This window comes from Aquimarina sp. BL5 (assembly GCF_003443675.1).
GTDB lineage: Bacteria > Bacteroidota > Bacteroidia > Flavobacteriales > Flavobacteriaceae > Aquimarina.
This window is the reverse complement of the sequence record NZ_CP031963.1, coordinates 1301247-1315118: the sequence shown is the minus strand read 5'-3', so window position 1 is coordinate 1315118 and position 13872 is coordinate 1301247. Positions and strand designations below refer to the sequence as shown.

At 31.3% G+C, this 13872-nt stretch carries 17 protein-coding genes; 2 read left to right on the top strand and 15 right to left on the bottom strand.

Annotated elements, in window-relative coordinates; genetic code table 11:
- Positions 1 to 94 precede the first annotated feature (94 nt).
- The 8 genes from D1818_RS05715 to D1818_RS05680 all read right to left on the bottom strand — a co-directional run bounded on the left by D1818_RS05715 (position 95) and on the right by D1818_RS05680 (position 5827).
- A complete protein-coding gene (locus D1818_RS05715) occupies positions 95 to 1030 on the bottom strand; it encodes a pyridoxal-phosphate dependent enzyme (protein WP_118463524.1) in 936 nt (311 codons plus the stop codon).
- Between the two features lie 32 nt (positions 1031 to 1062).
- Positions 1063 to 1704 (bottom strand): spermidine synthase, encoded by a 642-nt coding sequence (locus D1818_RS05710; RefSeq protein ID WP_118456865.1) that lies wholly within the window; start codon positions 1702 to 1704, stop codon positions 1063 to 1065.
- A 168-nt stretch (positions 1705 to 1872) separates the two neighbouring features.
- Positions 1873 to 2271 (bottom strand): heme-binding protein, encoded by a 399-nt coding sequence (locus D1818_RS05705; RefSeq protein WP_118456863.1) that lies wholly within the window; start codon positions 2269 to 2271, stop codon positions 1873 to 1875.
- 161 nt (positions 2272 to 2432) lie between these two features.
- Positions 2433 to 2975, bottom strand: coding sequence for a DUF4287 domain-containing protein (locus D1818_RS05700; RefSeq protein WP_118456860.1), 543 nt, complete (start codon positions 2973 to 2975; stop codon positions 2433 to 2435).
- 4 nt (positions 2976 to 2979) lie between these two features.
- A complete protein-coding gene (locus tag D1818_RS05695) occupies positions 2980 to 3564 on the bottom strand; it encodes an SRPBCC domain-containing protein (protein ID WP_118456858.1) in 585 nt (194 codons plus the stop codon).
- Positions 3565 to 3621: 57 nt separating this feature from the next.
- A complete protein-coding gene (locus D1818_RS05690) occupies positions 3622 to 4452 on the bottom strand; it encodes an AraC family transcriptional regulator (protein ID WP_118456855.1) in 831 nt (276 codons plus the stop codon).
- A 35-nt stretch (positions 4453 to 4487) separates the two neighbouring features.
- Entirely contained in the window at positions 4488 to 5273 is a 786-nt protein-coding gene (locus D1818_RS05685) for an anti-sigma factor (RefSeq protein WP_158596956.1), read from the bottom strand.
- Positions 5273 to 5827, bottom strand: coding sequence for an RNA polymerase sigma factor (locus D1818_RS05680; protein WP_118456850.1), 555 nt, complete (start codon positions 5825 to 5827; stop codon positions 5273 to 5275). The genes D1818_RS05685 and D1818_RS05680 overlap by 1 nt, the downstream gene beginning before the upstream one ends.
- Before the next feature lie 122 nt (positions 5828 to 5949).
- Here D1818_RS05680 and D1818_RS05675 point away from each other — a divergent pair, with 122 nt between their 5' ends.
- Positions 5950 to 6468, top strand: a complete 519-nt coding sequence (locus D1818_RS05675; RefSeq protein ID WP_118456848.1) for a fasciclin domain-containing protein — start codon at positions 5950 to 5952, stop codon at positions 6466 to 6468.
- Positions 6469 to 6606: 138 nt separating this feature from the next.
- Here the strand turns inward: D1818_RS05675 and D1818_RS05670 are convergent, their stop codons facing one another.
- The 3 genes from D1818_RS05670 to D1818_RS05660 all read right to left on the bottom strand — a co-directional run bounded on the left by D1818_RS05670 (position 6607) and on the right by D1818_RS05660 (position 8585).
- On the bottom strand, positions 6607 to 7119 hold the full coding sequence (locus D1818_RS05670) for a DUF2306 domain-containing protein (protein ID WP_118456846.1): 513 nt from the start codon (positions 7117 to 7119) through the stop codon (positions 6607 to 6609).
- A 171-nt stretch (positions 7120 to 7290) separates the two neighbouring features.
- The gene (locus D1818_RS05665; protein ID WP_371682599.1) at positions 7291 to 7770 is read right to left on the bottom strand and encodes a DUF1572 domain-containing protein; all 480 of its coding nucleotides are present in this window, start codon (positions 7768 to 7770) and stop codon (positions 7291 to 7293) included.
- A gap of 167 nt (positions 7771 to 7937) precedes the next feature.
- On the bottom strand, positions 7938 to 8585 hold the full coding sequence (locus D1818_RS05660) for a hypothetical protein (protein ID WP_118456841.1): 648 nt from the start codon (positions 8583 to 8585) through the stop codon (positions 7938 to 7940).
- A gap of 295 nt (positions 8586 to 8880) precedes the next feature.
- On the opposite strand from D1818_RS05660, the gene D1818_RS05655 reads away from it, so the two are divergent.
- The gene (locus D1818_RS05655; protein WP_118456839.1) at positions 8881 to 9333 is read left to right on the top strand and encodes a hypothetical protein; all 453 of its coding nucleotides are present in this window, start codon (positions 8881 to 8883) and stop codon (positions 9331 to 9333) included.
- Between the two features lie 203 nt (positions 9334 to 9536).
- On the opposite strand, the gene D1818_RS05650 is transcribed toward D1818_RS05655, so the two are convergent.
- The 4 genes from D1818_RS05650 to D1818_RS05635 all read right to left on the bottom strand — a co-directional run bounded on the left by D1818_RS05650 (position 9537) and on the right by D1818_RS05635 (position 13373).
- A complete protein-coding gene (locus tag D1818_RS05650; protein ID WP_118456836.1) occupies positions 9537 to 10073 on the bottom strand; it encodes a GNAT family N-acetyltransferase in 537 nt (178 codons plus the stop codon).
- Between the two features lie 623 nt (positions 10074 to 10696).
- Complete coding sequence (locus D1818_RS05645; protein WP_118456834.1) at positions 10697 to 11167, bottom strand: hypothetical protein; 471 nt, start codon at positions 11165 to 11167, stop codon at positions 10697 to 10699.
- 612 nt (positions 11168 to 11779) lie between these two features.
- A complete protein-coding gene (locus tag D1818_RS05640; RefSeq protein WP_118456832.1) occupies positions 11780 to 12430 on the bottom strand; it encodes a CPBP family intramembrane glutamic endopeptidase in 651 nt (216 codons plus the stop codon).
- Positions 12431 to 12545: 115 nt separating this feature from the next.
- Positions 12546 to 13373: a LytTR family DNA-binding domain-containing protein gene (locus D1818_RS05635; RefSeq protein ID WP_118456829.1), complete on the bottom strand. Its 828-nt coding sequence runs from the start codon at positions 13371 to 13373 to the stop codon at positions 12546 to 12548.
- Positions 13374 to 13872: the final 499 nt, after the last annotated feature.

The following is a 13872-nucleotide window of genomic DNA, read 5'->3' as shown; positions in this document are numbered from 1 at the left end:
AGTTAGTAGTTTAACTAATTAATTAGGAGTTTTATGTCGTAAGTGTTTTTTTATAGGCGTTTTAAGAGATTGTTAAATATGTGCTAAAGTGTTTTTAAAAAGGTAGATTACCTAAATCCACGTTTCCTCCGGAGAGAATAATTCCTATTTTTTTATTCTGAAATCGTTCCTTTTCTCTAAGCAAAGCGGCTAATGGAACTGAACAAGAAGGTTCTATAATGATTTTCATACGTTCCCAAATCAAACGCATGGCCGATATAATTTCTTCCTCATCTACTCGAATAATCTCCGAAACGTGTTTCTGTATGATGGGAAAAGTAAGATCACCTAAAGGCATTTTGAGTCCGTCAGCAGCAGTGTTGGTGGTTTCGTTAATTTCTAACGTACCACTTTGTAATGCTCTATAAGCATCATCTACTTCAAAAGGTTCTCCGCCAATGACTTTACAGTTTTTTCCATAAAAATAAGCTGCCAATGCCGTTCCAGAAATCAGTCCGCCACCGCCAACAGGAGAAAATATATATTCTAAATCAGGATAATCTTCCAGTAATTCTAAAGCTGCAGTTCCTTGTCCTAATATTACATTGTGGTCATTATAGGGATGTAAAAAAGTTGCTCCTTTTTCAGTTTGAATTTTATTCGCTGTTGCTTCACGATCTTTATGAGTAGGAGGGCATTCTATAATTTCTCCTCCATAATCTTTAACTGCATCTTTTTTTACTTGTGGAGCATTAGATGGCATTACAATATATGCTCTGACTCCTAAAGTCTGAGCAGCAAGAGATAATGCCTGCGCAAAATTACCCGAAGAGTGTGTCACTACTCCTTTAGCTTTTTGTTCATTAGATAATTGTAAAATTGCATGTGTTGCACCACGCATCTTAAAAGCTCCCATTCGCTGAAAATTTTCACACTTAAAGTATAAATCAGCTCCTGAAATCTTGTTAAGAAGTCGTGATGTAAGGATAGGAGTTCTATGTATATAGGATGCTATGGTTTGGGCAGTATCGGTAAGGCTTTTCGCATTCATGCTAATAAAAAATAAGATCAATAACGAAGATACTATTTTTTTCTACCTATTAATAGAGTATTAGTTCCATGGACATTACTGTGTAGTTGGAACTCTATCTTTTTGGAGTAATTGGTTATAAGCAATTGTATGTCAGAATCATCATTCAGTTGGATACCAGCATTAAAAAGCAAATTTCCTTTAGGTTTTATTAATTTAGTAAGTTGATCCCAAAAAGAGATCTGATAAAATTCGATAGGTACCTTTAGATCAATAAAAAGATCTATAATGATTAAGTCAAAAGAATTTTTACAATTAGATACAAAATCAAGTGCATCATCAGAAATAATTGATAGTTCTTTGTTTTCCGCAATATCGAATTCATCTTTTGCCAATTGAATAATTATTGGATCAATTTCTACAGCGGTAATATGACCAATGTGTTTATATCGATTTCTTAATGTATCTATAACACTTCCTCCGCCCATTCCCAATAATAGAATACTCGACTTACTATCAAAATATATTTTAGACAATCCATAATCTAAAATACGCTGTAATGAACCATAAGAGTAATTAGCGGTTTCACTATCCAACACTTTTTTTCCATTCATCCAGGTGATTTCCAATGTTCCGTTAATTTTAGACTGAATTTTTTTAGTAAGTGGCCAGATATAACTAACGATTTTTTTCATGTATCAATATTGGAGATAGTTAGTAGCGATATTTAGACGAATACCATTTCTGACTTAAAAATACCTATGTTTTATTTGAGTATTTTTAAATCAGAACTTGTATAAAATATAAACGTGCAGATTATTCATATTTAATTTTAGATAACCTACACGCTAATTTTTAAATAATTATAAAGCGTTTGCACCAGCTTCTGCCACAGCATGATCATTTTCTACGCTACTCCCACTTACTCCAATTGCTCCTATGATCTCATCGTTTTCATTCTTGATAGGAACTCCTCCTGGAAAAGTTATTAGGCCTCCGTTAGAATGCTCGATGTTATATAAAGAACCTCCGGGTTGTGATAGTTCTCCAATGATACCTGTATTCATATCAAAGAAACGAGCTGTTTTTGCTTTCTTTAAAGAGATATCAAGAGAACCTAACCAAGCTCCATCCATACGCGCAAAAGCTACAAGATTTGCTCCCGCATCAACGATAGAGATATTCATTTTTGTATTTAATGCAATCGATTTTGTCTTAGCAGCGCTAATAATTTTCTCCGCTTGTTCTAATGTAATGTTCATTTAAATTTTATTTTATGAGTATTCTAATTTCACGGCAATATCTTGATAATACTGCACCAAAAATGAGAATTACATCATAAATAAAGTATAAAGTTTTATTGATGATTGTAGAGTATATAGTAATACAATGATAAATAGTGGTTTATAGTACTTAGGATTTATTACACAGACATTTCATAAGCTTCTTTTAACCATTCTGTGAGTTCAGTATCTACTTGATCTATAGATATTATTTGAACTCTATGAGTACACATGGTACCAAAAGGACCAGAGTTTTGAAGCCGTTCGGTAGTAGGTTTCCCTTTTAGCTTTAAACCCAGATCAATTCTGGTTTTAGTAGCGGGTTTAATAAGTGCAAATTGCTTTTTTCTAATAATGCTAACACTTGTTTTTTTAGGTGTTTTAACAACATCATCACCAAAAGATGTTACGACGGTAAGAAGCTTTTCATAAATAGGGAGTAAGTTTTCTTTGCCCTTGTATTGGCTGGTTACCAAATCATTAGGAGTATCATCAGATTCTTTAGATAAAGCGACTATAGTATTAGCGAAACCGTGAGTTACACTATGTTCTGTTTTTAAGAATTTAACTGCTTCACCGTGTTTTGCAAAAGATTGTTCTTTTAGAATTTGTTTCCATTCCTCTAAGGACTTGCCTGTTTTCTCAGGCATATTATTAATCATTGTTTGTAGTGCTGGATCCATCGTGTTAGAATTTTATAGCTTTTCCTTTTTCAAGATATGCAATTAACTGTTGATATGACATTTCGTTTCCAGAAATAAAGAATTTCATTAATGATAGATATTTCGGATTGTTTTTATATCCAATTCCATAAGAGATTATCTTTGTTTTTTTGCTGGTTAAAGACTCAAAACAAATAATGTTATAGAGATCTTTTTCATCTTTTTTCATAAAATCAGGAAAGTTATTAGTGAGTTCCGCTTGTAAAGTAATCAACTTTTTTGGGATATAATTAACCACTTTTAAGTTGATCGTGGTACTATCTCCAATCTTTCCGTTCTTGTCATAATTGGTTTTGATTGTCCCGTTAATTTTAAAATCAACTTCGGCCAAAGGCACTACCCAACTTTCCCAACCGTTTTTGGTTGTATATGCATTCCAAACAGAATCTAACGGTACATTAACAATAAACTCTTGTATGAGTACAAGCTCCTTTTTGTTGGTGGAATCAATCGTAGAAGTAACTCTTTTTTCTGTTTGTATCTTTTGATTCTGTGAATAAATAAATAAACCAGGAAGAAATAGTAAGATGATGAAAGTAATTTTTTTCATTTTGTAATAAGTTTAACGCTAAGTACGAAAAACAAAAAATACTATAATAGTAAAAAATTAACCTTCTCTATCCAAAGGAAAGAAATTTGACTCATCTTTATTGAATTCTTTCTTGATAAATTCTTGAGGATTAAAACCAGAAAAATGATTAAACTCTTTGATAAAGTGAGATTGATCCGCATACCCACATTGATAAGCTACTTGGGACCAAGATATACTTTCTTTTTGTTGAATTTGTTGTAAGATTTCATTGAAACGTAAGATTCGTTGATAATATTTAGGAGTCACGCCTATGTATTTTTTAAATTGATCTATAAGGTGTTTCTGAGTATATGGATAGCTTCCGATGGCATCATTAAAATTAGTTACAGGTTCTGTTTCTAACTTTTGTACTACAGAAAGTAATTCTTTAGATGGTACTTTAGATTCATTAAATCTACTTATTAACCATTTTTCCGCTACATTGAATTTATCTAGAGAAGCCTCTTGTTTTAGAAGGTTTTCTCTTAATACTAGGAGCTCTTTTTCAAAAACTTCTTCATAAGAAAGAATTTTTTCACTTAGATCTGCTGCAGGAAAATGAAAAAAAGGATAGGTTCCAAAAGGCTTAAATTGAATCACAAACATTTCGGATTTTGGATGAGCAGAAATTGAGATATAGTTTTTGTGTATCCCAGATATCCAAGCTTTCGTATATGTTTTGTTAGGTTTTAGCGTAATATTATCAAATGTATTTCTTGGGATGTCATCTAATTCGAAAATAATAAACACATGCCCAGTGGGTACAACTCGCTCTATAGAATGGTCCGGTATAAAATCTTTAAAATGAAATATAGATTCAATGTACTTGCTAATTGGAGAATTCAGTTGATGAGTTTCGAATATCATATTTAATTACCGCTAAGTTTATGCAGATTCTAGTACTAAAGATATACATTAGAAATTAGTTGTTCTACCGTAGGATGATCATTTCCCCCAGCGGGTTCAATTGTTATATTTAATGATTCCGCATTCTCAATATATTTCATTGTGATCATTTCTTGATTAGCAGAAATCACACCCATATCGATCATTTCTCCATTTACATCTGCCCACATTTGATAGGTTTTATTATTCTTTAGTTTAGAAAGTCCCGTTGGGTTAAGGATAACCTCTTTGTTCTTATGATTTACATATGCTATAGCAGCAGAACCAGGTGATTTTTCATTCCCTTTTAATACCAACTGTACTACTTCTGGTTTATTGATCGCTTGATACCATTTTTCAGTTTTCTGATAATTACCTTCTAAGTTTACAAGCCTATCTTTTAGATCATTGGTCTCTTTTTGTAATGTAATCATAGTACGTTCCGTATTTTTCCATTGGTTATACAACCAACCAGAACTCAATAAAAATAGCGCAGCAAGACTCGCGGCAATCGCAAAATTGTAGGAGACTCTTTTTCTTTTTTGCAATGGAATTACTTTTTCTTTAGCAACCAAGCTAGAATTTTCTAGTTCATTTAATATCGCTGTTTTAATATGAACAGGAGGAGTAATTGCATTTTCTAATGCTATTTGCTCCATATCATTTTCCATTTTATTGAAATACTCTCGTAACTCTTTATCTTTTTTAAGAATGTTCTCTACTTCTATAGATTGCTCCTCAGAAAGTTCACCTAATAGATATTGTTCTAGTATTCCTGTATCTTTTATCGTATTCCTATCCATCATCTCATCATTTCAATAATAATCCATACTACTAGAAGTTCTTCTTTATAAGATTCTCTTAATTTTTTAAGAGCTTGTTTTATATAAGATTTAAATGTTCCTAAAGGAACATCCATTTCCTCTTGTGCCTCTCTATGCGTGAGCCCATTAAAATATACAAGCTCTAAAGCTTTTTGATGATGAGGTTCTAATTTTTTTAAAGAACCATCTAATTCTAATGTTTCTTTTTCTACTTCAGAAGTACTTCTATCTTTATATACACTTAAATCCTCATTTTGGATGAGGATATTCTTTTTGCGTAGCGCGTTTAACGTTATATTCCTTGCAATTCGATATGACCAGGTAAAAAACTTTCCTTTTTCCGGATTATACGTATGCGATTTTCGCCAAATTTTCATAAATGTTTCTTGTAATAAATCCTGTGCTAGAGGCTCATCTTTGCACATTCTTAAAATCACCCCATAAAGTGCACCAGAATAGAGATCATAAACCTTAGACAAGGCATAAGAATCTTGACTCTGTAACTTCTTTATAAGTTCTAAATCGTCTTTCATTTAGTTATTGGCTTCTTCAAATTTAAAAAAAATCTCATCCAAACTCATCCAAATGAAACAAACTTGTGTATATGAATATGTAAAGCGCGTTTAACAATGTTTAATTCTTAAAAAATAAAATCATGAAAAAACTAATTTTTATTGCCTCGACTCTTTTCTTATTCGTATGCACTCAATCCACATTTGCACAATCAAAAAAGGACATTGTAGATGTAGCTGTATCAGTAGACGATTTTTCTACCTTGGTAACAGCGCTTAAAGCAGCTGATCTGGTTGGAGCTCTAAAAGGTGATGGACCTTTTACGGTATTTGCCCCTACCAATGATGCTTTTGCCAAGATCGATTCTAAAACTCTGAATTCTTTATTGGAACCAGCCAACAAAAGTAAGTTAACTTCTATCCTAACGTATCATGTAGTATCAGGTAAGATCGATGCGGCTGCTGTTGTAAAAGCATTAAAAAGTGGAGGAGGAAAGGCAGAGTTAACTACCCTAAGTGGTGCGAAACTAAAAGCCGTAAAAAAAGACGGTAAGATCTGGTTAAAAGATCAAAACGGAAATTATAGTGAAATCATAAAGACTGATGTAATGGCTACAAACGGAGTGATTCATGTAATTGGTGATGTTGTGATGCCTAAGTAATAGTCATTATGTTGTTTTGTAAAGCGCCGTATTCGTTACGGCGCTTATTTTAAAAAAGAATAGATAGTTACTTCTTAATATTATGATGATGGATCATCTTAGTGTTCTTATATTTTTTTACTATATAAATAGAGCCATTTAGATTTCGAGATTATTCTTGGAGTCATCTATCAAAGCATTCCATTTCTCCTTATATTTTCTAAAATAGATAGAACCAATAGCGCTAACCAGTGCTGTAGCAACTCCTACTAATGAATAAAAAATTGGAATTATATTAGTATCCACTTTAAGAATAAACGGAATTCTTGTAAGTACTTCAGCAAAAAAAGCACAATACAATCCGATAACACTCCAATACATAAAACCATAATGAAGTTTTAAATACTCCTTAGGTTTAATAAACATCGGCACAATTCCTAACAAGAGCGTGATACTACTTATCACAGCAAACCAATGAAGAACTCCAAATGTTCCATGCAGTCTATATAACATAAACGAAGTTGCAAGAACAATGAACATTGATATCGTATATATATAACCGATTTGTTTATGGGGTGTTGTTCCTTTTGATTTATATAAAACTACCGTGCCGGTTATTAATGAAATGATTGAGGACGCGAAGTGAATTACCCCTATGGTACTTAAAAACATAACGTATTAATTTATTCGAAAGTTATTGTTACCTTAAGTAAATGGGTAAAAAACCTTACCGAATTGTCGGATTTGTCATCTGAATTGTATTAGTAGAAGTACATATCCTATATTTGGAATATCCAGATAAGACTAAATAATAAAATTAATTTTAAGTCACATTGAAGTATGTTATTTGCTATTTTTTGTTATAAGTTTTTTAATCAGAGAAATCTGTCCAAGATGATAATAGCTGTGCTCGATGACACCTTCAATATTTCTTAGGTAAGTTCCATACTTTTGATCTACAAATATCTGATCCAATTTTTGATCTTCCATTTTTTCTACTTGTAGAGCAAATTTTTCGGCGTTGGTCAAGAATTCATTTTTAAGGTTTTTCCAATCAGTTTCAGATGTAATGGGTGGTATATCAAAGCTAAAGGTATCTCTAATTTCAAGATTACCCCCTAGAAAAACATTTAGAATCCCGGCAAGATAGTAATTGATATGATATGTGAGTATTGCAATAGTGTTTAGGGTTTCAATCTTTTGATTAGCCTGTTGCCAAGTCACACTTTCTATTTGTTGTTTATAATTGGTGTTTGCTATCCAAGTTCCATTTAATAAAACTTCTCTTAATCGATTGGCAATAAGTTCACTTTTTGTCATCATTAATTAAATTTAGTCTTATAATATCGAAAATACGAATAAATCTACATCTCAATTAAATGAACTAGATTCTTCATTTATTTTAATGATTGTGTTATAACGTCTCTTATATCTTGCGCTTGCTTCCCAAATGGAACATATATGATACTCAAATTGTTGTAAAACACTTTTTAATAGTTTATAGTTAGACCAAGTTCAGGAAATTCTTTTTTCTTGCCCTGAGTTTTATTATCAAACTCAAGATTCAGATGCGTTCTTTTACTTTCCTTGAACGCAATATGATCAAATCCTGTAAAATAATCTGTAAAATGACCTTTACAGATTTTGTCGTTTACTTCAAATTCTATTCGGGTCAAAAACTTAATTCCATTTGAATGTTCAATCGGTTCATCGTTAACTTTCTTTTCTCCTCTATAAGGAAGTCTGAATGTCCAAGGTAATTGAGGGCGTTTCTCGTTAGTAATTATATCAATAGACATCCCTTTTGGGAAATAATCAGGTTGATAAATTTTACTTTCTTTAAACAGTGTGTCAGTAAGATCACAATTTAGTAGGCACAAGCCATAAGGCGAATATCCATTTTCCTTAAATTGGGAACGTTCCCAAAGTGTTGTTTGTGCAGTTGTTTCATTTTGTATTTCCTTTTCATCTATCACCCATAAAATTTCTAGGAAAAAATTCTCGAAATAAAATTTTCGGTTTATTGTCCCTTGTCCTCGATGAATTCTACTACTACCTTCCACAAAGCCAAAACTAACTAAGTCGTCAGCTTCCTTTCCATTATTTTTTGAAAATATAAATATATGGTCTATTTCCATACTTTCTTGGTTGAGTTAAATGTTTTACGTTTATTATTTCTAATAAATACTGAATCTCATGTTTGCAACTTACCAAATTTATTGGGACCGCCAAAGGGTTTAATACTCCGAGGCTTGCCTCGAAATTAAAAATCAGTTCGTTTTAATGCCTCGTGGACTTGTCCCGAGGTAGTTGACTTCTTATCCAAAATATAGAAAACTAATGTCTTAAGTTGAAAAAGTAGAATTTGAAGAAAGAAGGAGAGAAGAATTGAACTAGCATTCATCTTATATTCAAATTACTTATCTTAGTATTATGAAGGTTTTGTTTGTCATTATTATGTTATTGGTTTACGCACCAAGTGTAGCACAGAATGAAGTACTAACTGTAAAGGACAGTCTTTCTGTAAAACTTTTTGATAGAGGAACGCGAAATGTAAATAAATGTACCCCTTGGCATCATATGCAATGTGTTTATATTACTGCTACAGAGGTGTATAAGGACGGGAGTGAAGGGAAGTCTACACGTCATTGGTGGCGTATGTCTTATATTGGAAGGGCATGTACAGCCCAACATGGTACTGTCTTTGGTCAAATATTTGAAGGCTTTTTTGCCATTCCCCATTATATAGCTATAGGTGCAGGGAACGGTATTGCGTATATGGTATATTTGGTACGAGGCTCTCCAGAAAAAAGACAAGCACGAAAGCTAAAGAGAAGTCAAAGAAAATTGCTAAGACAAGCAAAACGAAAAAAAAGAGGTGATTAGGGATAACACTTGTTACTATTCTTATAGATGAAGCCAAATACGTGAATAGGACCAACATAAAGTGTCCCTAGCTTTTAGGTATTCTAGGGCATTGGTTGCTAACTTTTACTTTCGGAGAGTATTGGGTCTTCTCAAAGACACAACAAGATTCAATTAAACTTCTATTTACTTTGAACACATATATCGTGTTGTGGTTTGTTTTTTTATTTATTAGCTATTTTCGAGTAAATATCTATACTAATAAACGCTCCATTCTTAATTTCACAGTCTTGCATAGTACCTTCTAAATTGAATTGTAATTTTGCAAGAGCTTTTTTACAGTTCAAGTTTTCCGTTTCGACAAAACCTTCAATTCTATGTAGTCCAATAGTCTCAAACGCATGTTGTAAGATAAGCGGTATTGTTTCGGTCATAAGTCCTTTTCCCCAATTTTCCGGCAACAACCAAAAACCAATTTCCGCCTTTTTGTTTTCTTTATTTAGATCATTTAATCCACCCGCTCCAAGAAATTTTCCATCATCTTTAGAACAAACAGCCCACCAAATTCCATTTTCATTTTTTTCAAGATCAGAAAACCAAACCATTTGTTCTTTTGTAGCTTCCAAAGTATCGAAACTAATGCCATAATATTTTATAATATCAGGATGAGAAAGTCCTCTAAAAACGTTTTCTAAATCTGATTCAGTAAATTGTCTTAAGATTACTCTTTCGGATTCTAGGATTGGGAATTTACTGCGCATTTTATATTAGGTTTCTGATTAACTTATAAGATCTAGTTTAATAAATGTAGGGTAGAAGGTGATAATCTATATGTTGCGATTATTTTTTTCTCATAAACTCCAAATTTTATATTTGGCGACTTGTAAATTACCTTTTTAATAGTCATAACAGCTTTACGGTTTTCTTCTAGATTATTGCCAAACGCTGTGAAATGAGTAATTTACTAGTAATATTAATACTATTGATAACAGAAATATAAATATGTAAGAAATTACTCTTGTTGATTTATATTTTTGCTTTTTAATATACTTTTTAAAAATAAACTTTTTTAGAACTATAAAAATAATGATGGTTGGTATAACCATCATTAAAAAAAAGAACAGTAAGTATATCCATAATGAACCTCCGTGTAAAAGTATCATAAGATCATTTCGTGTTTCGTTTTAATTTCAAATTGTAACATCTACTAACTCTTTTATAATTCTAGTACATTCAGTTTTGGACATCTTAGATATGTATAGTAACATTTAAAATATATATTATGACAAGGCAAAATGTTGGTTTTTTTTCGTCTTATTAAAAATACAATCAATTGATGAATAACTAATCAGTTATAATTCGATATTTTGGGTTAGCAAAAGTTTTAATTCAACTTCTTTTTAATTTCTGACTTTTCTTCTAGTAATTCGAGAAACTCAGCGAGCGGTATTTTTTTATCTAAAGTTTTTGAATATAACATTCTTAATATTCCTAGATATCCTATTTTTTTACCAAAACCTAACTGTGTAAAATGATACTTACTAAAAACATTATCCGATTCTGTAATAAAAAGATAGAAGGTGTCTTTATTGAATTCAAATATTTTTAAATCCTTAATTAGGCTATAGTTAAAAGCTTTGCCACCAAAGTATACAATGTCCGAAGTGAATTCTACCTTTTTTAAGGAAATACACAAAATAGAAAATAGTATAGCCAAAGCCCAAACTGCATAAAGTAGGAATAGTGAATTGATAGTAACAAGCTTAGTAATTATAAATAAAACAAGAATAGTGAACCAAGACAAGAAATATTTTTTAAATGCTATTCCTACAGAGATTTTTTTTCGTTTTTCCATTTTCTCTAACGTTTACTATATGAGTCATAAAAGTGCAAAATGTTACATTGTTTTATTGATTTTTCTTGCACATTGGTTACTAAGTTTTACTTTTTATAAGTAATTTACTGCACCAAAAAAGTAACAATGAATTATAGGCATTGTCATACTTTGTTTTATCTTATTCCATATGTAATAAGTCTTCAGCTAACCTTCTATTTTCATTTGATTATCAATTAGTTAAAAATCATAAACTTTTAAATTTTCAACTATTCTTTTTAGACTTACATATTTTGGAATTGCAACGACTCCCCTTTGAATTAGCCATTGTAAGGCGATTTGGACTGCTGCTTTAGAATGGAATTTTCTTCTATAAAATCCAAAATTGTTTGCTTGTCTTTTTCTTTGAAGTATGAAAAATTATACATATTTCTATTTGTTTGTCTGCAGGTATTGGTGGTTTTTACATGTCAGTTAACGTTTCGTCTCGTATAAGAAAATAGGGCAGGAGATAAGCACTGTCGTTTCGGTTTACTACTTAGCTAAATATAAGTGTTTTCAGACTTTTCGGCAAGTACAAACTACCCACGTTTCTTATACATTGTATGTATAGATTCTGTACATTTTAAGCTATTAAATCCAACCATAATATAGATATACCAAAGCAATAGTGTCAATAAAACCGTGTACAGCGATATTAAACCACAAATCATCTTTTTTTATATGAAAAACGAGGGCTAAGAACATACCAAGAATACCTGTTATTATTTGACCACTTATACCTTGATATGCATGAGACAGCCCAAAAATAAACCCAAATAGTAAAATATTAATTACAATACTTATTTTACTGGAGCCAAAAAACTTAGTAAACTGCCTCATTAGGTATCCTCTAAACACAATTTCTTCGCCAAATGCTGCGGATGCCAATATATAAACAAATAGGTTTAATATGGCAGGCAGATTTCCTTCAAATGGCTCGAACACCGAATAGTCTAAAGGTTGCCCCGTAAGAGAAGTAACACCTGGAACCAATATATAGGAATAAAACAGAAAAGTGAAAATACCTACTAGTGGTGCTATGATTAATAGATTTTTTACATTTATTCTTTTGCGTTGAAAGCCTAAAGATCTAAATGCATCTTTTTTATACTCTATAGCACTTGCTACTATTAATATTGAAGCGGCTATAATCATTTGAAAATATCCTGATACGTATAGAATACAGCAAAGAATAATAGCGATTACAGGAGTCAGTTTTGTTCTTAAAAAAGTTTTGTTCATTGTTATATCGTTTTAAATTTTAAACGAAGTAACAATAGCAAAGCCATAAAAATCAGGGAAAATCAGGGATTTTTACTGAATGGTATTAAAAAAATAGCTGAATAACCAGGCCAATTTACAGTTTGCTTTCAAACCAATTCATAAATGCAGGTCTTTTATATCTACTAATGTTTATCTGAAAGCTTTTTTCGTCAGAAATTGTTGGTTTAAGTAGTACGGATAGTTTTCCATTTTCTATTGATTTTACTTGTTCGATAGAACGCGCATGAAGAATTATTTGCCTATTTGCTCTATAAAAAATTTGTTCGTTAATTTTACTTTCAACTTCATTTAAGGTGAAATCTGTAATAACTCTAGTTCCATCAGTTTTTACAATATATACGATTTTATTTTCACTATATATAAAGGCAATTTCTGGATACTTAACCAAGGTTATTGCACCGCCTTGTCTAACTTTAAGTGTCCCTTTTATGGAGATAAGTTTGTGAAGTTTATATATATCAGTTGAAAATAAAAGAGCAATTCCGATAGCGCTTATCAGTAAGGAGATTGAAAGTCCTGTTAGTAAATTATAAACACTGTATGATTCAGTCCCGTTAATCAAACCATTTAAACCAAAATATAAAAAGAGATATAATATCGTAATATAACCTAAAGTTGAAAATAGAAACCGTACTAGTATTTGTGAGTTAATCTTTTTAGTAAAGTATTTGTTTCTAAAATAGTTGAAATTAAAGCGAGCAATAATAAGTATTACACTTCCTGCAATAATTGAAACAACAATAGGAAACAAAGGGAATTTATAATCTCTATGAAACGGAAAATATTTTGGCTCAAAAAGGTGATTAACCAAAATGGAAAGTATTATAACTATAGCGCCATTTCTAATCCAAAAATTAGAAAAATTAATATGATTTTTAAAAGAGTTAATTATTGTTTCCATTCAGAATTTTAATCTACAGTTTTATTCTCTTAAGTTTATGTATAAAGTATCTTATGTTGCATTTGCTTCCCGAAGGGAGTATATGCACTATACAGATCTTAAGTTTGAAATATAGCAAATTTAAGATGTAACCAGAAAGAATAAAGAGAGGATTAAGATTAATATACAAATAGAAGCTACAGACTTCGTCAACATAGATAATCCTAGATGCTTCTAGGGATATTCTTTATTTTATTAAATCCTAAATTTAGTGCTCTCATATAGTTTTGATGGTGAAATTTGGGTGGTGTTTTGTGCAATTGATTTAGGTTTTTTTTTGTTAGTATTTTGGTATTCAAGTAATTGAGAAGTTTGGCGTTCAGCTTTACAATTACACACAAAACTGAAAATCCCCGAGATACGAATGAAGCGAACTGGCACCAGCAATTTTCATAAGTATGCGAGAACAAGCAATTACCTATAGCCCTTGTGCCTGTTGCACAAGTTAGTAAAAAGGATT